We start from the raw sequence: 22879 nt of genomic DNA, 5'->3' as shown, positions 1-22879 counted from the left end.
AGATGGTTTCGCCCGTCGCGGCATCCCCAGCTACATGTTCATACCCATCATCTTGGGAGCGGCCTCATAACGCTCTGGGTCGCCGAAGCGACGTACAATTTCGGCAAAAACGGCTCCCTTTTCGACCGGCTTGTTGCTTTCCATCACCAAGTTGTAAAGGTCGTCTGGCAAGACTCGCAGGACGGTCATCAAGCCCTTCACCGCCATCGGATAGTTCGCCCGCATGCCCCTGACCTCGCGACGATTCCAGATCGCCTCCATCTGGGGCATCGTTCGCTCCATGCCCAACATCTTTTGCGGATAGCCGGGTGTGCTGAAGCCTGGATCATTGCGAGTGAAGTCCACGGTCGGCCGCGTCGAGGTGTCTTGCAAGTAACGATCCACGTTCACACCTTTGCGAATCCGCGGTCCAACTTGCCGCGTCATGTGATTCATCATGTGGTGAACCATGTGGCAATGGAAAATCCAATCGCCAGGGTTGTTGGCGATGAACTCAAAGTTGGTCGCTTGAGCAATCCCCACAAGTGAGTTGTTGCGAGGAATCCAAGCACTGCTCGGAGTTCGTGCTCCTTCGTGGCCCGTTTCCCAATACGTGTGCCCATGCAAGTGGATCGGGTGGTGCTGCATCGGAGCGAAATTCATCAAGCGAATGCGGACACGTTCGCCATGTTTGCAGACCAGCGGTGTGGTGAGCGGCCCGCTACGTCCGTTGATCGTATGCCAGTTCCAATCCATCTTCCAACTATCAGCAACGGTCTGCGTCGGTTCAACAAAGAAGTTTTGAAAGATCAGGCCGAAGTCACGGTCAACTGGCGGATCGTAAACCTTTTTCGGATGAACGATGAACCAACCGACCTGTCCAAACGCTTCTTGCATCGGGACATGCGAATGATAGAAGAACGTACCTTCCTCATGGACATCGAATTCAAACACCATTGTCTGCCCCGGCTTGATCGGATTCTGCGTTAGCGTCGCCGCTCCGTCATACTGGACCGGCAATTCAAACCCGTGCCAATGGACAAAGGTGTCTTCCGGCAATTCGTTCGTTACGACAATGCGTACGCGATCACCCTGCGTCACTTCAATCGTCGGCCCCGGCATGCTGCCGTTGTAGCCATAGACATTCATCCGATAGCCCGGCAGGAATTCTCGCTCGACTGCCATCGGCACCAATTGGAACTCCTTCGCGCCGTTGACCATCTTCCAAGGCAGCTTCTCCAAGTCCGGAGCCTCAAACGGAGCCGGACCTGCCGACGCGGGGCGAAAGCCGGGCATCTTCTTCCCGATGTAATAGTCCGAATCCGGATCGTTACCGCGAGACGGCTTGAAGCGACTGAAGCCATCGATTTCTACGACCGCGTCTGATCCATCGGGGATACTGGGCTCAGCCGAAGCGTTCCCGATCGGCGGCGGAGCATCCGGGTCATTGGGCAAGTTCAAATCGCCGTTGCCTTCTTGGGCCATTGCCTTGCCCGCCAGCCCTGCGGCGGCGGCAATCGTTCCCACTTTCAAAAATTTACGTCGGTCCTCTGGATTAGTCATGGTGCTCCACTCAGTGTTTCAGTTCTAGGATTCTTTGCACCGATATGCCGGCGATTGCGTAACGGATTCGGGTAGGGTGCTGCCAACCCCCGCGCATACCCTTGCGGGGTAACCGGATTTTAATCAGCGATCCGTTGGAAATCAAACAAAACCCTGGCAGGGGCGGCATGCGTTTGACAACCAATCACAATTTCGCCTTCGCAACTCACTCGCGTCAAACAACGAACCAGAAAACAGATTGGTCGCTAATTAGCAGCCAACAGCACATCCAACTCGGATGCGTCTCGCAAACCAATTGCGGTCATCCTCGCATGAGAGCCTTCCCACGAGACCGCGATTCCATCCTTGCTTTTGGCAACCTGGAGCGTCTTGTCACCGCGACGAACAAGTTGCACTGGAAGATCGCCGAAGCTCACCTTTTGCGACTTGCACTTTTCGACCAGCATGTATGTCGATCCATCAGGACGCTCGCAGACACACGCGACGCAGTTGCACCCGTCGGGGCCACAGAGGCACTCACCTTCGGCACAGTTGCATTCCGGCAACGTCAACAAGCGAGTCGATACCAACTGAACGCCAGTCGGAAGCGACTTCTTCGCGTGGGGTTGGTAACCCAAATCCTTCTCTGCGTCGTCGATCGAAACTTCGGTTCCATCGTACTTGGAGGCGAACGAATTGATGGCCATGTTTGAGTCTTGATTGAAGCCTAAGACCACGTCTTGAAAGTCGATAGGTGTGGAAGGCATGCCAGCCATCGCTCCAGCATGGGAATGTGAGTGCTGTTGCGCGACCGCATGCTCATCCGAACGCTCAGGCTGTCGAACCGACAACAGGATCACGACGGATGCCGCCAGCGCGGCGATGATGATTGCAACTTCCTTTAGCCTCCGACGACCGTTAGGCGTGTGATCCGGCGCGAGCTGCACCGTATTCATTCGGGCGGCAAACGTCTCCCAGGAAGGGGCTTCGGCCGCTGGTTCGCGATATTGCGTCGCCAGTTTGCGAATCCCCGCAAAGGATTGCAGTTTCGCTTGGCAGGTCTGGCACGACTCTACGTGCTGACTGACTCGGTCAGCAATCTCGCTGGCGAGTTCGTCGTCGAAGTAAGCCGATAGCTGCGCGGCTGCGTCTTGGCATTCCATGTTAAGGCTCCCACCCTAAATCAATCAGTTGTGCTTGAGTTCTCGTCTGGCTCGATTCAGCCGGGAACCCACGGTTCCCTCAGGGATGCCGACCGTCTGCGCGATCTCTGCGTAGGCTAGCCCGTCGATCTCCTTGAGCTGAAAGATTATTCGCAGCTCGACGTCAATGCGACGCAACGCCGCGTCCAGAAGCTCGGACAACCCGGCCTGCCTTCGCGTATCCTTTCCAGTCATCGAATCCTCGTAGAATGGTTCGGTTGGATGCCGATTGCGAGAGCGGACGTGCTGCAGGGCCTGATTGACCGCGACACGATGCACCCAGGTCGCGAATGCGGCGTTCCCACTGTAGGAGTCTAACTTTGACAGCACCTGCATGAACACATCTTGGCTCACATCATCTGCATCTGCTTCACCGACGATCCGCCGGACCATCCGGTAGACGCGAGGATAAAACACCTGATAGATCTCACGCTGAGCCTCCGACTCACCCTCGATTGCTCGCTCAATGACCACTTCGCTTACGAACATCAGCACTCCTTTAGGCGACGTTTCGCCACGGGAGTGCGAATTTCCAACCATGTGCAGAGTTTAGATGATCTCCGCAGGTCGTTTCTTCACGAAAAGTGGAACAAATCCGTGAAGGTTTCGTTTCTCAAGCGAAAGCCGTTTAGGTCAGCTTCGCTGCGCGAAGACGCAATGCGTTCGCGATCACCGAAACACTACTCAAGCTCATCGCCGCCGCCGCGATCATGGGACTCAGCAAAACGCCAAAGAACGGGTACAGAAGCCCTGCTGCAACGGGAATCCCGAGGGCGTTGTAGATAAACGCGAAGAACAGATTTTGCCGAATGTTGCTCATTGTTTTTCGGCTCAAGTTTCCGGCCGCCGCGACGCCCCGCAGGTCACCACCCACCAGTGTGACACCCGCCGATTCGATCGCGACGCCGGTTCCGGTCCCCATCGCAATCCCCACATTGGACTCGGCAAGTGCCGGTGCGTCGTTGATTCCGTCACCGCACATCGCGACGATCTTGCCTTCACGTTTGAGTTTCTGGACAAAATCGTGTTTGTCCTCAGGTGAAACGCCTGCATGAAACTCGTCGATTCCCAGCTTAGTGGCCACGGCCCTCGCGGTCGGTTCAGCATCACCGGTCAACATGATGACCTTTAGCCCGAGATGATGCAGCGTCTTCAGAGCCGCCGGCGTGCTTTCCTTGATCGGATCGGTGATGGCAAGGATCGCGGCGAGCGAGTTATCAATCGAGACGAACACGACCGTTGCACCTTCGGCTTGATGCGAACCTGCTTGCTCTCGGCCCGCGTCGGCACCGGTCACGCCTTGTTCGTCAAGCAAGTCCGCTTTGCCAATCACGACCTCGTGCTGACCGACTCGGGCATGGACACCGCCACCCGTGATGCTGTTGAAATCGCTCGCCTCAGCCAATTGCAGATCGTCGCTCTTTGCTCGCCGGACAACCGCCTGAGCAAGCGGATGTTCACTCTGGCTCTCGACGGCCGCAGCCATCCGCAACACGTCGCCTTCACCCCAGTCACCGAATGTCTCGACCGCTGTGACTTCCGGTCGCCCCTGCGTCAGTGTCCCCGTCTTGTCGACGACGATCGTATCAACCTTCTCCATCAACTCTAGCACTTCGGCGTTCTTGATCAACACACCTTCCTTCGCGCCTCGCCCCACACCGACCATGACCGACATTGGCGTGGCGAGTCCGAGAGCACAGGGGCACGCAATGATCAACACGGCCACGGCCGCTACGAAGGCATGGGCGAGCTGTGGTTCGGGACCAAACACAGCCCAGCCAACAAACGCAAGAATTGAGCAAAGAATTACTGCGGGAACGAAGTATCGAGAAACCACATCGACCAGTTTCTGAATCGGAGCACGGCTTCGCTGAGCGTCGGCGACCATTTGCACGATTCGATTGAGGACAGTATCGCCGCCCACCCCGACCGCTTCCATTACCAAAGCACCCGTTTGATTCAATGTCCCGCCGGTGATCTCGTCCCCTTCGATCTTTTGGACAGGGATCGGCTCACCGGTCAACATCGACTCATCAACACTGCTTGAACCGCTCATGACGCGACCATCCACAGGAACCTTTTCACCAGGCCGGACTCGCAGACGATCTCCTCGGTGAACCGCATCCAACGACACCTCCTCCTCACCGTCCTCCGTGATTCGATGGGCGGTCTCCGGAGCGAGTTGCATCAACTCACGGATCGCACCACCTGTTTGCTGGCGGGCCCGCAGTTCCAACACTTGCCCCAAAAGCACGAGTGTGATGATCACGGCAGCAGCCTCGAAGTACAGCGGGGCAACACCGTTTTCATAAAACGCTTCCGGAATCACGCCAGGCAACAGCACGACGACCAAACTGAAAAAGTACGCCGCCAGTGTTCCGACCGCAATCAGCGAGAACATGTTCAGATTAAAGCTGCGAAACGACTTTGCACCTCGCACCAACAACGGCCAACCGCACCAAAACACCACCGGCGTTGCGAACGCGAGTTGCAACCAACCGAACACCGATTGACTCATCCAGTCCGCAACGCGTAGTCCAACCATTGACCCCATCGCAATCACAAGCAACGGCACCGACAACGCGACCCCGACCCAAAACCGCCGCTTCATATCCCGGTATTGTTCTTCATCGCCCTGATCAGCCATCTCGACCAACTTAGGCTCCAGGTCCATCCCGCAAATCGGGCAATCCCCCGGCCCAACTTGTTCGATCTCCGGGTGCATCGGGCAGGTGTAGACCGCTTCCGGGTTTGTTGGAGAATCGCTCTCCCTGGTCGACAATCCACCATGCCCACCGCTGCCGCAACAAGACGATTCCGACATCTCATGATTCGTGGATGATTCCTTCTCTGCCCTCGTCGCCAAGACGCCCGCCGGATCGCTCTCAAACTTCGTTTGGCATCCTTCGCTACAGAAGAAATACGGCTTCCCCTCATGCTCGCTTCGGCGTGATTCGGCAGGATCGACGGTCATTCCGCAGACCGGATCGGTTGCATCGGCTTGGGTCGTGGACATGCTGGCTCCTTAGGCTGTCTTTTTGATAATTCTCATTATACCCCATTATGGTATGCAAGTTGCGTTCCGAAAAGGCAGCGGCAACTGGGCCGCACCAACCATTTCCAAAGGAGAAACGAATGAGTACCGCAACCGCATTCATGAAAGAATGCCTTCAAAACTGCCACGAATGCCAAACGACCTGTGCTGACATGCTGACCAGCCACTGCCTTTCCGAAGGCGGCGACCACGTCGAGCAAACCCACGTCAAACTAATGCTCGACTGCATCGCCGCATGCAACGCATGCGTCGACTTCATGGGCCGCAACAGCGACAACCACACGTTGTATTGCCGAGCCTGTGCCGAGATCTGCAAAGCGTGTGCAGACAGTTGCGAAAAGGTCGGCAACATGGACAAGTGCGTCGAGTTCTGCCGCAAATGCCAAGAAAGCTGCTCCTCGATGGCAGCGTAGTATCAACAACAATCGCAACGAGAAGAACGCCGACGCTCAAATGTTGGACGTTGGCGTTCTTGTCATTCTGCGTTGCCGTGGAGGCAACTCTAGTTCGTCGTCGTGATTTAGCAGGCGAAGATTGCGGGGGCCTAGCAACTTTTAAGAGTGTTCGATCCAAGCGTCTTGGTGGACTACGAGTTAATCCTGCGCTCCGATCATTACTCTCGTGCTTCCACCGAGCCCGCCCGACTCGACATCGGTGACCTTTGGCATTTAATAAGAATAGCTTCTTCCGGTATGAATCCGAATTGACGGCCAGCGTCCGTATATCACTCAAGCTTCAAATGAAACTTGAAGCAGTTGATGTCCAATGGCACGGACTAATTGAAATTCATCCACCAAGAGTGGAGTAAAATGTAGTTAATCCAGCGCCATTTACCTGAATTGCAGTCAAATAGCCCTACGATGAAATCACCGTAAATCGCGAAAGAACTGCGTGTTTTTCAATGATTTCTTTACCGAGGAGCCCAGTCGTATCCCTGATCGTCGGTCATCACCAAGACGATATTCGGCGGAGGCATTTGAACAGAGGCATCTTTGTCCTCAGCACCGAGCAGACCTCCGCCAAGCAGAACGAAAAAGAGAATTACCGGAAGGAAGGCTCTGATTGGCATGGAGTACTGATCCTGAGTGAACTAGAGAGACTGCGAGCGAGACGCCAAAAATTTGTGCCCGTCATCAAAGTTGTTGGATCCGATTCTAAGCAAGTCCGGACTGAAAGGTTGGCACCACCCGTCCAACCATGACCAACCGCGGCCCAGCAAAAAGGGACGGGGGTCTTTTCGCGACACGGCGTGTCGCGAACACTTTCAATTCGTCCAAACCACCGAGTGTCAGGCAGGCTGAATAGAATCGTGAGCTTCTACCGACTAACTGAATCAAACACTGCCAATTGAGGAAGGTGATCGCTCAAGGCGAACGACTTTTCGTCGTCGTTGTTCAAACGAAACGCACCGTCAAACAGTGGTCTCGATTCACTCACGCGTTTTGCGATCGGTCCCGCGGCGAAGATGTAATCGATACGCCACTCAGGATGGTCTGATTTGAAGGTGAAGCCATTGTCTGCTCCGACTTCCGCAAAGGTATCCGTCCAACCTGCATCGATCCAAAGCTTGTACTCGTCGGTGTCAGGGCTGTGATTCAAATCGCCAATCAATAACATCGAGCGTCCGGAATCAAAGTCCGATTTCATCGATTCGATCATCGCCCGAATCTCTCTCAGTCGAACTGCGGGGTCGGGCGTTGGAAAGAGATGTGCCGAATGAACAACTAGCGGTTCGTCACCAGGCAATTCAACAATGGCCCTTCCCCAGTGTCGGGTGAACAGCTCCTTGGGTCTATCTCCGTTCATCGGAGCGTTTTGCGATTCCAGGATTTTCGATTTGCTCAGCAAAGTCCCCGGCCAATGGCCGCCGCTGGGAAACCGCACGTGATTCATCCCCAGCAATTTTGCCACTTCTTTCGTCACGTTCTCCGGGGGCGATTCTGAGAAATTGATGATGTCCGGATCATAAAGGGCCAATTCCATCGCCAGTCGATTCGCCATCTGTCCCCGTGCGACGGCTTGCTGAGCCAACGGGCTCTGGCTAGGCCAGCCTGTCAGTTTGTAAATGTTGTAAGCGACCACTCGAAGGGGCTTTGATGTTTGGTCGTTCGCAATCAGGCTCAGATTGGCGGAGGCAATGCCCGCCCCAACCGCTCCGCAAAAACATCGTCGTGAAAGCGTCATGAAGATTCCCGTGGTTGTGTTCGCTTGGTGGGTTTCGAACTCTCTCGTTTTGATAATATAGACGTGATGAAGAACGCCTTTGAAACAAACCGACTCGAAGCAGCCACCATGTTACACCGTCTGGTCATCTTGTTTGTTTCGCTGGCTCTCGTCTCAGGACCGATGAACTGCGCGTTGGCTGAGGACGAAAATTCGCTGTACTCGATCACAACGTTGCGGGCGGATGACGAGGTCGAGGTGAAAATCGGCAAGGACAAAGCACGCTTCGATGTTCAAAGCCCTGCCGGAATCAGTCAGGCAGTCATCGAACGCAGTGGAAACCGGTGGCCGGCTATCGTGGTGGTGCGGTTGCACTTGCAGGGACTCGAGAGCCTTCGAATCAGCAACGGCAATGAGTCGCTCGTTGCCTCGGTATCAAGTCATGATGACAAAGTATGCCTCAGGATGGATGGGCAGGAAAACGCACCCCTTGATTCTCGCCATTCGTTTTGGATGAAGATTCGAGTGGTACGCGGGAATGAGGTTCCGGGGAACGCGGATGTGGCGAACCGTGCGTACTTTGAGATGAAGCTGCCAAAAGCGTTGTTGGAAAACAATCCGAAGTCGATCAAGCTGAAATGGATTGACTTCTATCGGTGAAGACAAGATGGCTTGAGTGACTGCCGGGAGAAGCAGCAATCGACGCTGGAAACTATTGATCGAGTTCGTCTTGATACCCGACGAGCTAGCGGGCTGTTGAATTAGTCGTATACCGAATGACAACAATTTGCCGATGGACGTTGGCGCCGGTTGGCGTCTCATCAACCGCCGCGAACGCGGTACGGATCAATGGATCAACAGCCCGCTAGGCAAATCTACAATTCGATCCAGTAGCGTCTCAGGCTCGAATTGGTTGCGGGATCGAGGGCAACATTCTCAAGGACGCCTCCATTGCGTTCGATCACGCTTGCTGATCCGATGTTCTCAGCGTTGCACGTCACCAAAATCCGGTCCAAGCCACGTTCGCGAGCGAAGTCTTTTGCGTCCTGTAACAACAGTGAGCCATAGCCCTTGCATCGCTCCGAAGGCCGAACGCTATACCCACAATGACCACCGCATTGCTTCAGTTCCGGTGAAAGCTCGTGGCGAAAATTGTAGTTCCCTACAATGCGATCATTGACAAGTAGAAACCGAGTTGAGTTCGGAACGAATCCCGCAAGCCGATCGCCGCGAGACCATGCTTTCAGGTGATCAACGATTTCTGCGTGCGACCAATCTGATTTTCCGAAATAGCCGTGGACGCGGGATTCGCCTTCGCTTTCGAATTCCGCCAAGTAGTCGGCGAGAGCAGACTCGTGCTCCAAGTCGAGTTCCACAAACTTCAAGCCTGTTCGATTCATTGATCTTCTTCGCGATCCGCTTCAATGGCGTTCAAGCAACGCTAACGTACCATGATGATTGGAAGTGCAAGGATACCAGAGACAACGAACCAAACCGGTATCGTGAACACTGCAAAAACGGTCGGAGATAGCAGTGGTCTGATCCGGTGCAAAAGCCGAAACGCACGAATCCAAAGGTAACCACCAACCAACCATCCGATGACCAGAAACAGGGGTGGCAATGAGTTTGGCGTGTTAGATGTTGAAGCACCGGTTAGCGAGTCGACGAAAAGGTCAATCACGCTCAGTACGGGAAAAACAATGACCGCCAGGCCAAATGTTTTCAGTGGTGTCGATGGCAGAAAAGACGGCCCTGAAATCGGGGCGTCCTCGACCGCATTGTCTTCATTTGGTGGCTGATACGGATCTTCGTTCAAGATTGTCTCGCGTTTGCGTTCAGTTTGGCATTGAAAGTCGCAAGCAAAGACGACCAAGCAGAATGCAGAGTAAGTTCAGATGCCGGCTTTGGTCGTACTTCTTCATGAGCGCTGCTCTGCGCCCATTTTTCGGTGTTGGTCGAAATCGGCACTTTTGAGCGATTCCCGTCTAAACAGGTAAGCAGGTGTCTATCGGGCATGTGAGCCGCGCTGCGTTAGCAACGTTCCCGCACGCAGACGAGGCCAATGCCCAAACGGCTCAGGGGATTCAACCCAAGCATTCCTGCCGACCGGCTTAGAGCGCCGCAACGTTTTCGAGTTCGATTGTCGCTCGAAGTTGCGAAGCTCTGGTGTCGAGCAGGTCCATCCGCGTCCCTGTACCATGCTTGAGGTGGATTTCTGCGATCGCATTGATTTCCTTTGCTCTCGCCAAGAATTGTTCCGCGACAATCAAACGTTGGTCTGCTGCGACCGACTCACGCTGCTGTTCGTACAGTTCCCGATTGATTTCGAGCAATCTCGCCGGGCCTGATCGACCACTGCGATACTCCTGAAAACGCAGTTCGTAGCTATCGGCCAAAGTATCGAGGAGTTCTCTTCCGATATCCGAGGTGTTGTAGGACAAAGCGGTCTTCTCTTCCGCTGGCTCATCTGAGTTGGCCGTGAATGCGAAGGTCATCGCGAGGAGCACCACGGTAGCAGTAGCAAATGCAGTCTTCATTGGACGTCCTTTGGGATGTAACCAGAGTTTCGTGTCATCTGTGATAGTCGGACTGCCAGCTGAAGTGGCAGAGCCATTCTTCGATGGGTCGAGAGGCATCAGCTTGTCGGTTTTCTATTGACGACGTGATGGCGTAAATACGATTCGGAGCAGAGTGTCACACCTGGTGACAAGGTAGAACCCTACAATCAAGGACGGGATCCCTCCGGCAACCCATCCGGCAGAGTGTGGATCGATTGTCATTGAATAGCCGGCGTTTGCGTATTCGGCGACTTGTAGTAGCCACTGAATGCCACCGCCAAGCATAGCCCCCATTCCATCGACCACCATTAAAACTCCAAGCAAACGAAGCCCCAACTGTGCAAATGGTAAAACCGACGGAGCTTCATGTTCGGTTAAGTTTGGCTTTGCAACGACTTTGTCGCCGGAAGGCGGATGATATGGCGAGTGATTCAATTTCCAATCTCTATTGGGCGAGGTAGAACATGACTGAGGTGGTCACTGGAGTTTGGGGGTGCTCGGGTATTCGGGTGCTGGGAAATGGTCCGTCGAAACGAGTGAGATTGGCTTGGTCATCAGATATCCAAAAGGCAAGCCTTCAATGGTTTGCTGAAGGCGCGAGTGGAATCGATGCATCGGTCAAAACCGCGTCGAAAACGGTTTGTGGGCTCCCCGAAATCAGAAAACCGGGCATTCTAACATCGTCAACAAACCAAATGGTTTGCATGCATTCGAAGCAGATCACAACATCGTAGGTTTTTCCATCGTAGCTCGCACGCAAGCCGTTGCGTGGGTCGAAGCACGCAGCGGCACTGCCGTCACTGTCTGCGATTCCAGCGTCGAATGCATCGAGTAATTCGGTTCGCTGTGCCGAATCTGAAAGTTCGACGTATCCAAGGTCCTTCCAGCCATGAAATGTTCCATTGCGATCGCGATCAGATGGAGCTGGATCGAGAGAGTGCAACTGGAGCGTAGTCGCCCCTCTGAGCGCCGTGTGAAGCTCTTGCGGCATACGGTTCGTAGTGCACCCGGCAATCAGAGCCGCAAGGATGAGCGTGGTGAGCCTCATGTTCAATCTTACCCAGATAGATTTGGTCGTTGCTGGAGGGGTGGAGTTTGTGGGAACGAAGTTCCGACGTCAACAATAGCAGTTGATCTCTACTCTTTTTTGAAGGTTCGGGATCGTGTTTCGTCCGCCCAATCGCCTACTCTATGTTGAACTTCCAGAGCCGCGTTTCTGACTGGCTGTGTTTTTCGGCGAAGGCAAGTAGTTCCGGTTTGTGAAGGACATTGTTTGCAGCAGTTCGAGAAAATCCTTGGTGAGTAGATGGCGTACACCTCCCTGTTCGTCCAATCAGTCGGGGGATTCGCACCGAGACAAGTATGCCGTCCATGTCCACAACTCCCACCACTTTCCAAGTCGAGTGATCTCCACTCGTAGAAACATTTGGTGTTCTCGCTTCGACTTGGTGGTGTTGAGATCAATTGACGCACAAAGCCGTGGATCGCAGACTCATTCACTGTGGCCAACGTCAGACCGATCCATTGCTCATTCGCCGTTGCTGGATTTATGCACAACGATTCAGATCGACTTTCTGCAGATCAAAGCATTGGCAGATGACTCACGGATGATTGTCGTTCACGCGTTAGAGGCCAAGATTCCTCGTTCTGCTTGGCCTCTAACTCGCTCCACCACGTTTGTTCGGTGCAGCGATGCAAGGGAATGCCCGCGAGCACTGGGCCGATAAGTTGCCTTTAGTGGCGTCCACTGGTGCGTTGTTTCGAATGGCACATGGAAACAGATTGGCTGACAGAAACGGATCGCTCGTTTGGTCTAATCTCTGAGTATCCCCATCACAAAACTGCTATCACATGCCCCTTTTTTCGCGTCGCTACTTTGCGGAATTGCGATTTGACCAACGGAGAGACATCGCCGGTCTCCTGCGTCATGTCAATGTTTTATCTCACGACATCACATGAAGAGTAAGATTGATGGATTTACGTTTGAAGGTTGTCTCTTTGCTTGTTGCGGCGTTCGCGGTAGCAACGCCCCCATGCCATGCAGTTGCTCAATCAGCCGACTGGCAATCGACCAGTACCGCCGAATTGCTTGAGAAGTCCCGTCCGCGATTGGTGGGCATCTACGCGAAAGGCGAGATGCGTGCGCAACAATTTGAAGCAGAATGGTTGGCAGACAGTTCGGGATATGTTGTTCGCGAGAAGGACGCGGATACGAATGAATTGGTCCGAGCGGTCTATCAAGTCGACTTGGGGGAACCATCTGTTGCATCAGCCAAGGTTGCGACGGCGAAACAGGATCCTCTGGTCTCGCCGGACGGCAAGCAAGTCTTGCAGAAGCGACGTCGCAACTGGATCGTTCGCGAAATCGGAAGCGGAAAGACGCGTAGCTTGTTCGACGATGAACCGTCCGGCGATGTCTCGTACCGGGAACTCGCTTGGAGTCCAGATGGCTCGCGAGTCCTCTTCGTTGAAACAGATTCGAGCGAGGTTCGGTTGCGGAACGTGTTGGTTCCCGATGACCCTTCGTATCCCAGCGTGCAGCAGACTCGATTCGCTCGCGTGGGGACGAAAATCCCTGAACTGCGAGTGGGCGTGGTCGATGTGGAGGGCGATGACGCTGGTTCGGTGACATGGTTGCCAATCGAATTCCCAGAGCAAGGCGGCTACTTTGGAGAAGTTTCTTGGGCAGGGAGTTCAGACGAAGTTTTGGTCGAGCGTCTCAGCCGTTTTCGCGACAAACGCGAGTTCTTGTTGGCGATGGTTGGCGGAACCGTGTCCACCATTTTCGAAGAAACCAATGACGCTTGGGCCGTCGGAAGTCACGGGATCAATTCCGGTGTCAAATGGATTGATGGTGGGAAGAGTTTTGTCTTTTTGAGTGAGAAGGATGGATGGCGTCAGGCGTTCGCCATTGATCGCGATGGCGAGAATGAACGGCTGCTGACTCCTGGCGACTATGACATCATCGATCGTGCTGAACCGGGAGATGTCGTGGACGAAGCCAGTGGTTGGTATTACTTCTACGCTTCACCGGACAATGGAACCCAGCGTTCTCTATACCGAGTTCCTTTGGATGGATCGGGTACGCTGGAAAAGATCACGCCTGGGGACCAGCCTGGATGGCATGAGTATCAGTTTTCTCCTGATCGCAAGTGGGCCTTTCACACCTATTCAACCGTGAACACGCCTCCGGTTGTTGATTTGGTTTCGATTCCAGAGCATCACTCGATCCGGATCCTGGAGGACAACCAAGAACTGCAGAAGCTTGCGCAAAAAACGATCACACGCCCCACTGAATTCGTTCAGCTCAAGCTGTCAGAGGATGTGACCATTGACGCGAGTGTGACCAAACCTAGTGATTTTGATGAGTCGAAACGTTACCCGGTGTTTGTCTATGTCTACGGCGAACCCTATCTGCAGACGGTGCTCGATCGTTGGGGAGCCGCTCAAATCGATTTTCTCCGTACGATTGCGGACCTTGGATACATCACCGTTTCAATCGACAACCGCGGGACGCCTTGCCCCAAAGGTGCAGCATGGCGACGAAGCATCTTCGGTAGCTTGGGACCGCTGTCGACGGAAGAACAGGCCGCAGCGATTCAGAAACTTGGCCGCACGCGATCTTATGTGGATCTGTCGCGGGTCGGCATTTGGGGTTGGAGCGGTGGCGGTTCGAACACACTGAACGCGTTGTTTCGCAAACCCGATGTTTATCATCTCGGGATCGCTGTCGTGCCCAAACCACAACCGCATCTCTACAATGCTTGGTTCCAAGAGATTTACATGCGGACTCCGGAGGTCAACGCGGACGGATACGCTCGTTCGGCTCCACTGGGATTTGCAGACGGGCTGAAAGGCAAGCTGTTGATTGTCACCGGATCAGGCGAAACCAACACGCACATTCAGATCATCGAAGGTTTGGTCGATCGGTTGATCGAGCTGGGCAAGGCTTTCGACTACATGGTCTACCCCAACCGAGACCATGGGCTGCGTGAAGGCAAAGGTTCTGAAGTGCACGTGCGAATGTTGATCACGCGTTACTTGCTGGAGAATCTGCCACCGGGGCCCCGCCCAGGATCAACGCCGGCACAGTAGAATCCGCTCTCGAGGTTTCCCATTCGATCGATGCCCTATGCAGGCGGGCTGGTGCGCGGCCAGCTCGCCGCGATGCCACTGGGGTGCGGGAAGCGAATGCACTCAGTCGTTCTCGCCTTGGTAGGCACCGGCTGAGTAGGTCAGTTCGTAGCTGTGGGAGTAGATTTCGATGATGTTGCCGAAGGGATCTTCGCAATAGACCATTCGGTACGGTTTTTCACCGGGGAAGTATTCGCGGACTGGCATGCGTTGCTTGCCACCGTTGGCAACGATCCGTTTGGCAAGACCTTCCACATCCGGGTCTTGAATGCAGAAGTGAAACACACCCGTTTTCCAATATTCAAAATTGTCGGCGGGTCGCTCCGCGTTCTTGAATTCGAAGATTTCGACGCCGATCTTGTCGCCGGTTGAAAGATGAGCGATTCGGAAACGTCCCCAGCCTTCGCCGAAGACGTCGTTGCACATGACACCGATGGCCGAGTCATCCGAAACAATTTCGGTCGGCGGCATGATGACGTACCAGCCAAGAGTTTCGGTGTAGAACTCAACGGCAGCGTCCAAGTCGGTGACCGAAAGACCGATGTGCGAGAACGTGCGTGGATATGTCATGGTCTGTGTCCGGGATGAAAAGTCGTCGTGGATGTGGCAAGAATTCGTCCAGAAGGGATGATCGTCGGTGAGAAGATCCCGCCACGTAAAGTTCAAACAGAGAGCGGCGCAGCTTGCCTCGTCCTGAGCACTGGACGAGACCGATTCCTACTTCTGCCACTTTAAAATGGCTTGCATTCCCAGCAAACCAAGATTGGGTGCGGAAAAGTAGGCAAGGATGAGCCAGAGTGCGTGCGGTGCAAAATTCCAGTAGTGGCTTTGATAGGTGACTGGATCGCCATTGTTCTTGGCCGCTTCGATTTGCATCTCAATCATCGTGGAAGCGATACTGAATAAGGCAACCGCGAGCGGAATGCCGATAAGCACGGCGTTCAAGAACGCAAATTGAAATCGCCTACGAGGATAGGTTCTCTGTTTTGGCGAGGTCAGCGGCGGACGGTATGGATCGGACATTAGCGTGAGTGGTTGGACGCCAGGTGCTGGTTGGCAAACGGGCATTCTGCGAACGTTTATAGCTGCGGATGCGGCAACTCGGAACGGAGTCGCGTCAGCAGTGCTTTTGCATGGGCGTCGTTTACGAAGCCATGCCATCGATGACTGAAAGTTCGTTTCTGGCGATCGAACTTTGGGACATAGAAGTTCTGACATTCCCAGCAAACGGTTGTTTCGAAAAGCAGCGATGCACCACGGTAAAATCGAAGTCCGTAGACGGGACGATGGCAAAACGCTCCGCCGTCGCGGTCGAAGGTGAGTTCCTGCCAAAGCTCACGCAGGTCATCACAGCTAGGTCCCGTCAACGTTTTGTGTTTCAGGACAGTCGCGTTTTTCCCATACGGACGCACCGGAAAGGCGTCTTTGCCTGCTTCTCGCTTCATCGCATCGTCAGCGAATGGATCAGGCATTGAAAGCGTGAAGATCTCTGCACGGTCAAAGCGAGGCAGCGCTTCGGTGTGAACCAATGTCAACATTCGCTCCTCTGGCGACTCTGCATCGACGACGTCCAGTTTTGATTCTGCGACGGTGTCGTCAGCAGCGACTGATCGAAACGGATTGTCTAGCGAGTCAGGGGCTTGGGCCATGGTTGTCGCGGTCATGGCAGTCCACAACACCAAGCAATAGGTCGACGGGTGCATCATTTAATTGACCAGTGAGTCGGGATGAGATCAGTCCATGCGCAAAGTGGTGAAAGGCAGCGTTCACTTAAAACGGGAGGCAAGCATCGCTTTTCAAACAAGGTCGCGAAAGATTTGGATTCGGTTTTGAGTTTACGCCGGTTTGGTGCTTTGGTGAGTTCCAGATCGCAGACAGGAAGAAGCGTCTTCATTCGATGGTACTTTGATCGTTCGTTTCGATTTTTCTGAGTTGTTCATTCACCATCGAGTAGCGTCGCGTGCCGCTGACGAAGATTCCGCAGGCAGCAAATGCTCCTAACGCTGCTCCCGACAAGATAATTTCAATGGGACCTGCCAATAGGAATAGTCCGGCGGGCGGGAACGATACTGCGATCAATGAGTAGAGCAATTGCCGATGGCGAACTCTTGGATCGTGCGGCCAGCTCCGTGATCGAATCCGGAAGATCAGTCCACCGATGACACATCCAGCTAGAACCGCGACGAGCCCCAGTGCAGGAAGGTGAGTCAGCCATGGAATGGATGCAAAAGCACCAGCCAATGCCGAGTAAGCAATGTACCACGCCGGTCCCCTCCGGAAATCTGAATTCACGTCTGGACTCACCGGACGAACTGTCTCGGTTACGGTCGGTGGTGTGTAAGGGTTGTCAGTCACAGAGACCGAGATTGACTGTCGAGTTTCGAATGAAAGCGGTTTGCAAGATGATGCCTGGCGGACTTGATTGGATACCGGAAGCGGAATGACACTCCGCGGTGCGAGGCTGAATCCATCCGTATGCGAGGAAGAAGTCTAGCGAATTTGGCTGGTAGAAGGCTTTCGACTAAGCGGAGAGTAGGTGGCATAGGCTTCCAGCCTGTGATTCAGCGGACCACAGGCTGGAAGCCTATGCCACATTGAGGACAGGTTCTTGGACTGAATCAAATTGCGACTGGTGCCAAAATTTCTGCGACGGTCGCTGCTAGTGCGGTACCAAGAGCCAAGTGTTGTTCTTGATCAAGGTGGACTCCATCGACCACGCTGGTTGTGGTGACCTTGGCCGCATCAAAGAATTCGCAGCGTTTCTCTTTTGCAATGTTGCGAACGGCATCTGCGAGTCCTGCTGATTTCGTTTCCGCGTCTCGGAACTTCGCCGCCATGTTGTGTTTCGGAGATTGAACGGTTGGCGGTGCGACCAACAGGATTTTGGGGGTTGGCATTCCAGGCTCAATCGGCGCAGCACGAATGGCGTCGACTAGCGATGCGAGTCCCTGTGCCGATTGCGCAGCGTGGACGTTGTGGACGGACTGGAAGTCGTTGGTCCCAAGGAAGAGGATGACGAGTGAGAGCGGCGAATTGACCTCGATCCTTTGTTCCAGGCCTTCCAACCCATTGCGTCCGGCTTTGATTGGATCGTTCCAGATGGTGCGGCGACCATTGAGGCAGTCTTCAACGACACGCGTTTCGATTCCTGATCGTTGCAGCGTAACTTCCATCACCCCTGGCCAGCGCTGATGGAACGCGAAGCGAAAACGGGTGTTTGGAATGATTCCCCAGCTGAGAGAATCACCGTAAACCAGGATTTGATGCATGCCGTTTGGATTTCTCATGAAGCCGACGGATGGTAGAGCGTTCACACTGCGATTTCGCTGACGGCCAAGCGAAGCGGAAACTGGATGGGGGCGTTCAACGTTGCCGTTTGGAGAAAGCAATCTCGTCTGGCGTTTTACGGCTCAGTCTTACTGGTTCGCTCAAACACTCGGTGGGATCAGCCGGGCACCACATTGATCGCAGTAAACGTCGTTGCGAAGCGTAGCGTCGCAGTGGCTGCAGGTGGGGACCATTTCCATGTGACTGCCGGAGATAACCCCGGCGTAGTCGATCTTCGCAATCTTCTTGAGCAACCGAATGATTTCAGCGAGGGATTGCAAGAAAAGCCAATTCAAAAGTGATCCGACGAGGATGGAAAGCGATGTGACGATGGCTGGAAAACCAAAGAAGATCAGTACGGCGACGGCGGCGACCACTCCAATGAGGACCGAGACCATCGCGACGGCGCCGATCAAGGATTCAAGTGCCAGGCTTTTGGCTTGGCGGCGTTTGGGAATCGAATGAGCAGTGAGTTCCATGATCAACTATCTGGGAAATGGAGGGGCTTGAGATTGTCATTGGACGCGACGAAGTGCGGCTCGCTGGGCACCATCGAACGGTGCAGTCATGGCACGCTCAATCTTTCCAATGAGATTCGTAGCGCACACGCAGGTTGGATTCGGAGGGGGTGTCGATGGCTTTGAACGCATCCCAAGCTGGTTTTGCCTCGCCTCGAGGATGTTCAGGCGAACTGAGCCCACGCAATCCGAGATACAGGCCGCCTTCGCCGCGTGAGTCGACTGGGCGGTGGTAGTCAAAAGCAAGCACCGACGAACACTCGCGAATTTTTTCGAAGGTGTAGAACACAGCGGCTGCTTGTTGGTCCAGTGCTTCTGCATCCGCCTCCGATGCGTGGAACCCTTGTTCGCTGAGCAACACCGCGCGAACGTTGCCTTGAGGGTCTCTCAAACGTTTTGTGTGTAGGTAGTCGTCGAGCACCTTCCAGTTTTTGAGTGTGAAACGAGCGGTGTCCATTGTGAACTCGACGTTGTCATTCCAGGTGTCGGATTCCCACAGGCTTTCGGGGTAAGGATGATGGGCCAATCCCCACGGAAAGTTGCCTTCCAATTCACCATGCCGCACGAGAGCTTCCACGATGTCTTTGGACGCATACCAACGCCAGTGCGGCGGATCGGCAAGATTCCAGTGATGCGTCAATGTGATGAACGATCGAGCGTGTGGATTGATGCGTCGCGTTGCTGCATCAACCATTCGCAATGAACGAAAGTAGTGGTCCAAATAGACATGCATGGGGACTTCGCCCATGTTCGTCCATTGCCATCCGGCGTCGATTTCGTTGTGGACGATCCAATGATCGATTCGCAGATTCCCGCGGCTGTATCTTTCGGCGAGAAAGTCCAGTGTTGCGGCGTAGAGTTCGGCAGAATCTTGATCAACTAAGTTCGGCATCGTGTAGGTTCCGGCTGGATCCGCGTCGGGGTGCTGCAACGTGGGTGAGTCGGCGGCACGCTTCCCGTTTCGAGAATTGGGAATGAGCAGAATGCCCGCCATGACCAAACCGGCGTTACGGCCCATTTGGACGCGTCGATCCAGCTGATGCATCACGCCCTGCTTGATGTATGCTTTGCGGCCGCGAATTTCTGTTGGCAGAAAGCCCGGACGTGGCGTGATCGACACAAGTCCCGAAAGAACAATGTTGACCGAACCGTGTTGCAGTCCGAGCTCCCCAATGTGTTCGGGGGCGAGTTCTGACAAACAAGTCATCCCTTTGGCGGCACGCAGAGCAGGCGTTGGTGGAAGCTCGTTTGCTTCAGCGACGTCGAACGTGTCAACGTGATGAACAGCAGAGAAGGGCACAGTGGGACGCTTTCCATCCGAGTCAAGTTGACTGGATATCGAAACGACTTGCCAACGCATTCCCGTTCCACGAAGCGTCGAGTCAGACACCGCCGGAACACGAACTTCAAACGTTCCTTCCGCATTGATTCGAATCGGATAAACCGCTGATTGCGAATCCACCCGAGCAGCGATCGCGGATATATCCGACAAATTTCGCGGGATTAAACTGAGGTTCGCAGTTGATAGTTTGCCCGTCAATTCTCCGGCGATAAGAATGTGGTCACTATCGTGAGTGACCTGTGTGATTTTGATGGGGAAGGCAGTTTGGTAGTAAGAGGCAATTTGAGAATCAAGCTTTTGAAGTGATTCGATCCGTTCGAGTTTCTGTTGCCGTGTTCGCAGTTCAAAATCGTTTTCGAGACGAAGGACAACGTTTCGGACCTGGAAACGCTTGTTGGCAGCGGCTCCGAAATCAAGTCGCAGCCAGATCGGCCCATCCTCACGAAGAAATTGTTTGTCTCGTGACAGATCACAGCTGTAGGTCGTCCATCCTTCGGAACGAATGATCGGGGGCTGATCGACGCGCCGCTGCGCGGACCACGGTTGCTGGTAAAAGACTTCCATGTTCCGGATGCCCTGAGGACAGAAAACTTCCATGGCCAGAACCCAATGGCGTTCGTTCGCCGGGGTGGCTGGAATTTGGAAGGCGATCGATGGATCATTTCCAGTTGTTACAAACGTGATCGCGACGTCAGAGACTTCTCGCCGCAGATCGTGCAGTTTTGATGCTTCGCTCGCCCAATCGATCGATTGCGGAGGGGGCATCACAGCGTTTTGAGCCTCGGCGGTCGCGAGAACGCCAACTACCCAAGTCAGAAAGAACAGGAAGAGTGCAACATAGCGGACCGCGGCATTGGAACGAAACGCGGATTGAACCGAGGATCGGTTGATCGAAATCATGTGTGGCAAACACTGAAAAGTTGGCGTGGATTCGATGGCGAAGGAAGGAAACGCGCCACCGGGCGGGTGAGTTGGCGACGATTGTAGTAGCTCGCCGCAGCAGCCCAAAGCGATCGAACACCAGATCGAGTTTGAAGTGCATCTCAATGCGTTCATCGTCACATAAAAACGTCACGAGATGCTGAAAATTTGGAGCAAACCGAAGACTGATTTGCCGAGCCGATGCCCCGGCTGGCTGCAGTGAATTGCCTGGTTCGTTTGAGATCGTTCAGACGAGTATTGAACGAGCAATTCAGTCCGCGGTCGAGTTTGTTTGCGTCGATTCGCGTGTGATGACGGGAGACGTCATCGGTTCGCCTTTTTGGGGCATGCCGCCGTCCACATCGACTTGGACGCTGAGGTGGCAACGCCAGTTCTCGTCATCGGGTTCGGGAAAGTCGCTGCGAAGATGCACGCCGCGTGATTCTGTCCGTGCCAGTGCTGATGAGGCCATGCAGTGGGCGGTCAGCAATAGGTTCTGCAGTTCCCAACCTTCGACGCTGTTGAATTGATGTCGCATCACGTAGGCGGCCAACGAACGAATTTGACCGTCGGCTTGGCGAAGTCCCTCGGCGTCTCGTTGAACGCCGACCAATCGGCCCATCAGGCTTTTCAGTGACACACGGACGTCGGCGACATCGAACGATTCGTTGAGCGTGTGGTCGGCATGTTGAATGCGGCGAGCAACCATTTTGTGCGGACCTTCCGCTGCGGAACGACTGGCCGCTTCTCCGGCGTGAGCACCGTAGACCAATCCTTCGAGCAAGCTGTTGCTGGCCAATCGATTTGCACCGTGCAGTCCGGAGCTGGTTGCTTCACCAGCTGCCCACAATCCAGGAAGACTGGTTCGTCCCAGCATGTCGACTCGAACTCCGCCGATCATGTAGTGAGCACCTGGACGGACCGGGATACGATCGGTGGCGATGTCCAAACCAAACTTGCCGCAAGTCTCCGCGATTCCTGGGAAGCGAGCTCGGACGTGTTCCGCGTTGAGGTGGGAAAGGTCCAAGTACACGCACGGATGCGCGGTCTCGTTCATCTGATTGACGATCGATTGGCTGACCACATCCCGAGGCGCGAGTTCACCGCGAGAGTCGTAGTCGGGCATGAAACGATGGCCGGTCGAATCACGAAGGTAAGCGCCGTCGCCACGGACCGCTTCGGTGATCAATGAACGAGACGAACCGGCGATGTACAAGACGGTCGGATGAAACTGAATGAACTCCATGTCTCTCAGTTCCACGCCGGCTCGGTAGGCCAGCGAGGTTCCGTCACCGGTTGCGACTGGCGGATTGGTCGATTCGCGATAAACCTGGCCGACTCCGCCGGTACAAAGAATTGTTTCCTTGGCCCACACCATCGTCGGTCGTCCATCGCTGGTGACGATAATCGCGCCGTGGCAGCGACCTTCTTGGCTGAGCAAATCGACCGTGAATGCATTTTCCCAGATGTCGATGTTGGCGGCTTCGCGTGAACGTGCGATCACGGCTCGCATCACTTCCCGTCCGGTTGCGTCGCCCATGGCGTGGACAATGCGCTCGTGGCTGTGCCCGCCTTCTCGGCCGAGAGCAAGTTCGCCTTCGCTTTTGTCAAACTGGGTTCCCCAATGGATCAGTTCTTCGATCCGCCTTGGGCCTTCGTGAATGACTCGCGCGACGACGGCGGGATCACAGAGATTGCCACCCGCGATCAATGTGTCTCGGATATGATCGTCGAAACAATCTTCGGGATCCAAAACGCCGGCGATGCCGCCTTGTGCGTAGTTACTGTTGGACTCACGAAGCTCGTCTTTGGTCACAACCAGAACAGACAGGTTCGGTTCCACCGCGTTGGCCGCTCGCAAACCCGCCAAACCACCGCCAATGACCAGGACGTCTGTGAAACGATGAAGGGCTCTTCGCGAATCAAACGGCAAAAGATACCGGGGTGTGATCATCGTCCATCCAACGGGGTAACAAATTCGAGTGCGAGTGTTCTCGACAATTTCACAGTGTAACCAGTACGCTTCACGCTGACCGGCCCCCTGCCAAGCCGTCGTTTTTGGCTTTCATATTGAATTCATGGCCAGCTATTTGTCCTCCAACGCTTCCGTCCCGCTCAACGATCCAATCCCGCCGTCT

Annotated in this window: 19 protein-coding genes; 3 read left to right on the top strand and 16 right to left on the bottom strand. The window is 54.5% G+C overall.

All coding sequences use genetic code 11. From position 1 onward, the window contains the following. Positions 1-30: 30 nt before the first annotated feature. The 4 genes from B2R17_RS24385 to B2R17_RS24370 form a co-directional block, all read right to left on the bottom strand. Positions 31-1542, bottom strand: a complete 1512-nt coding sequence (locus B2R17_RS24385) for a copper oxidase (protein ID WP_286766064.1) — start codon at positions 1540-1542, stop codon at positions 31-33. 245 nt (positions 1543-1787) lie between these two features. After that, entirely contained in the window at positions 1788-2684 is an 897-nt protein-coding gene (locus tag B2R17_RS24380; protein ID WP_286766063.1) for an anti-sigma factor family protein, read from the bottom strand. A gap of 24 nt (positions 2685-2708) precedes the next feature. Then, on the bottom strand, positions 2709-3212 hold the full coding sequence (locus B2R17_RS24375) for an RNA polymerase sigma factor (RefSeq protein ID WP_286766062.1): 504 nt from the start codon (positions 3210-3212) through the stop codon (positions 2709-2711). Positions 3213-3351: 139 nt separating this feature from the next. After that, the gene (locus B2R17_RS24370) at positions 3352-5739 is read right to left on the bottom strand and encodes a heavy metal translocating P-type ATPase (protein ID WP_286766061.1); all 2388 of its coding nucleotides are present in this window, start codon (positions 5737-5739) and stop codon (positions 3352-3354) included. Positions 5740-5858: 119 nt separating this feature from the next. Here B2R17_RS24370 and B2R17_RS24365 point away from each other — a divergent pair, with 119 nt between their 5' ends. Further along, positions 5859-6191, top strand: a complete 333-nt coding sequence (locus B2R17_RS24365; RefSeq protein WP_286766060.1) for a four-helix bundle copper-binding protein — start codon at positions 5859-5861, stop codon at positions 6189-6191. Positions 6192-6688: 497 nt separating this feature from the next. Here the strand turns inward: B2R17_RS24365 and B2R17_RS24360 are convergent, their stop codons facing one another. Then, complete coding sequence (locus B2R17_RS24360) at positions 6689-6847, bottom strand: hypothetical protein (protein WP_286766059.1); 159 nt, start codon at positions 6845-6847, stop codon at positions 6689-6691. A gap of 248 nt (positions 6848-7095) precedes the next feature. Then, positions 7096-7962 carry an endonuclease/exonuclease/phosphatase family protein gene (locus tag B2R17_RS24355; protein ID WP_286766058.1) on the bottom strand — a complete coding sequence of 289 codons (867 nt, stop codon included), beginning with the start codon at positions 7960-7962 and terminating at the stop codon, positions 7096-7098. Between the two features lie 108 nt (positions 7963-8070). Between B2R17_RS24355 and B2R17_RS24350 the strand changes: the two genes are divergently transcribed. Continuing rightward, on the top strand, positions 8071-8601 hold the full coding sequence (locus B2R17_RS24350) for a hypothetical protein (RefSeq protein ID WP_286766057.1): 531 nt from the start codon (positions 8071-8073) through the stop codon (positions 8599-8601). 215 nt (positions 8602-8816) lie between these two features. Here B2R17_RS24350 and B2R17_RS24345 read toward each other — a convergent pair whose 3' ends face one another. Beyond that, positions 8817-9341, bottom strand: coding sequence for a GNAT family N-acetyltransferase (locus B2R17_RS24345; protein WP_286766056.1), 525 nt, complete (start codon positions 9339-9341; stop codon positions 8817-8819). A gap of 711 nt (positions 9342-10052) precedes the next feature. Beyond that, the gene (locus tag B2R17_RS24340) at positions 10053-10478 is read right to left on the bottom strand and encodes a hypothetical protein (RefSeq protein ID WP_286766055.1); all 426 of its coding nucleotides are present in this window, start codon (positions 10476-10478) and stop codon (positions 10053-10055) included. A gap of 1992 nt (positions 10479-12470) precedes the next feature. On the opposite strand from B2R17_RS24340, the gene B2R17_RS24335 reads away from it, so the two are divergent. After that, a complete protein-coding gene (locus tag B2R17_RS24335; RefSeq protein ID WP_286766054.1) occupies positions 12471-14594 on the top strand; it encodes a S9 family peptidase in 2124 nt (707 codons plus the stop codon). A 102-nt stretch (positions 14595-14696) separates the two neighbouring features. On the opposite strand, the gene B2R17_RS24330 is transcribed toward B2R17_RS24335, so the two are convergent. The 8 genes from B2R17_RS24330 to nadB form a co-directional block, all read right to left on the bottom strand. Next, positions 14697-15203, bottom strand: coding sequence for a lactoylglutathione lyase family protein (locus B2R17_RS24330; protein WP_008660129.1), 507 nt, complete (start codon positions 15201-15203; stop codon positions 14697-14699). Between the two features lie 147 nt (positions 15204-15350). After that, positions 15351-15569 carry a hypothetical protein gene (locus B2R17_RS24325; protein WP_286766103.1) on the bottom strand — a complete coding sequence of 73 codons (219 nt, stop codon included), beginning with the start codon at positions 15567-15569 and terminating at the stop codon, positions 15351-15353. Positions 15570-15712: 143 nt separating this feature from the next. Next, complete coding sequence (locus B2R17_RS24320) at positions 15713-16297, bottom strand: hypothetical protein (RefSeq protein WP_286766053.1); 585 nt, start codon at positions 16295-16297, stop codon at positions 15713-15715. Between the two features lie 226 nt (positions 16298-16523). Then, positions 16524-16925: a hypothetical protein gene (locus B2R17_RS24315; RefSeq protein ID WP_286766052.1), complete on the bottom strand. Its 402-nt coding sequence runs from the start codon at positions 16923-16925 to the stop codon at positions 16524-16526. 326 nt (positions 16926-17251) lie between these two features. Beyond that, on the bottom strand, positions 17252-17902 hold the full coding sequence (locus B2R17_RS24310) for an SGNH/GDSL hydrolase family protein (RefSeq protein WP_339886853.1): 651 nt from the start codon (positions 17900-17902) through the stop codon (positions 17252-17254). A gap of 159 nt (positions 17903-18061) precedes the next feature. Further along, positions 18062-18439: a hypothetical protein gene (locus B2R17_RS24305; protein ID WP_286766050.1), complete on the bottom strand. Its 378-nt coding sequence runs from the start codon at positions 18437-18439 to the stop codon at positions 18062-18064. A gap of 97 nt (positions 18440-18536) precedes the next feature. Continuing rightward, the gene (locus B2R17_RS24300) at positions 18537-20720 is read right to left on the bottom strand and encodes a DUF5722 domain-containing protein (protein ID WP_286766049.1); all 2184 of its coding nucleotides are present in this window, start codon (positions 20718-20720) and stop codon (positions 18537-18539) included. Between the two features lie 292 nt (positions 20721-21012). Then, entirely contained in the window at positions 21013-22695 is a 1683-nt protein-coding gene (nadB, locus tag B2R17_RS24295) for an L-aspartate oxidase (protein ID WP_286766048.1), read from the bottom strand. Positions 22696-22879 lie beyond the last annotated feature (184 nt).

Source organism: Rhodopirellula sp. UBA1907 (assembly GCF_002337565.1).
Classification (GTDB): Bacteria; Planctomycetota; Planctomycetia; order Pirellulales; family Pirellulaceae; genus Rhodopirellula; species Rhodopirellula europaea.
This window is presented reverse-complemented; position numbering and strand designations above follow the sequence as displayed.

Excerpts from the sequence above, each read along its gene's own strand:
- B2R17_RS24320 (WP_286766053.1), bottom strand. The coding sequence starts at position 16,297 with ATGACCGCGACAACCATGGCCCAAGCCCCTGACTCGCTAGACAATCCG.
- B2R17_RS24370 (WP_286766061.1), bottom strand. The coding sequence starts at position 5,739 with ATGTCCACGACCCAAGCCGATGCAACCGATCCGGTCTGCGGAATGACC.
- B2R17_RS24345 (WP_286766056.1), bottom strand. The coding sequence starts at position 9,341 with ATGAATCGAACAGGCTTGAAGTTTGTGGAACTCGACTTGGAGCACGAG.
- B2R17_RS24385 (WP_286766064.1), bottom strand. The coding sequence starts at position 1,542 with ATGACTAATCCAGAGGACCGACGTAAATTTTTGAAAGTGGGAACGATT.
- nadB (WP_286766048.1), bottom strand. The coding sequence starts at position 22,695 with ATGATCACACCCCGGTATCTTTTGCCGTTTGATTCGCGAAGAGCCCTT.
- B2R17_RS24335 (WP_286766054.1), top strand. The coding sequence starts at position 12,471 with ATGGATTTACGTTTGAAGGTTGTCTCTTTGCTTGTTGCGGCGTTCGCG.
- B2R17_RS24300 (WP_286766049.1), bottom strand. The coding sequence starts at position 20,720 with ATGATTTCGATCAACCGATCCTCGGTTCAATCCGCGTTTCGTTCCAAT.
- B2R17_RS24360 (WP_286766059.1), bottom strand. The coding sequence starts at position 6,847 with ATGCCAATCAGAGCCTTCCTTCCGGTAATTCTCTTTTTCGTTCTGCTT.
- B2R17_RS24350 (WP_286766057.1), top strand. The coding sequence starts at position 8,071 with ATGTTACACCGTCTGGTCATCTTGTTTGTTTCGCTGGCTCTCGTCTCA.
- B2R17_RS24330 (WP_008660129.1), bottom strand. The coding sequence starts at position 15,203 with ATGACATATCCACGCACGTTCTCGCACATCGGTCTTTCGGTCACCGAC.
- B2R17_RS24305 (WP_286766050.1), bottom strand. The coding sequence starts at position 18,439 with ATGGAACTCACTGCTCATTCGATTCCCAAACGCCGCCAAGCCAAAAGC.
- B2R17_RS24365 (WP_286766060.1), top strand. The coding sequence starts at position 5,859 with ATGAGTACCGCAACCGCATTCATGAAAGAATGCCTTCAAAACTGCCAC.
- B2R17_RS24355 (WP_286766058.1), bottom strand. The coding sequence starts at position 7,962 with ATGACGCTTTCACGACGATGTTTTTGCGGAGCGGTTGGGGCGGGCATT.
- B2R17_RS24380 (WP_286766063.1), bottom strand. The coding sequence starts at position 2,684 with ATGGAATGCCAAGACGCAGCCGCGCAGCTATCGGCTTACTTCGACGAC.
- B2R17_RS24375 (WP_286766062.1), bottom strand. The coding sequence starts at position 3,212 with ATGTTCGTAAGCGAAGTGGTCATTGAGCGAGCAATCGAGGGTGAGTCG.
- B2R17_RS24310 (WP_339886853.1), bottom strand. The coding sequence starts at position 17,902 with ATGCATCAAATCCTGGTTTACGGTGATTCTCTCAGCTGGGGAATCATT.
- B2R17_RS24340 (WP_286766055.1), bottom strand. The coding sequence starts at position 10,478 with ATGAAGACTGCATTTGCTACTGCTACCGTGGTGCTCCTCGCGATGACC.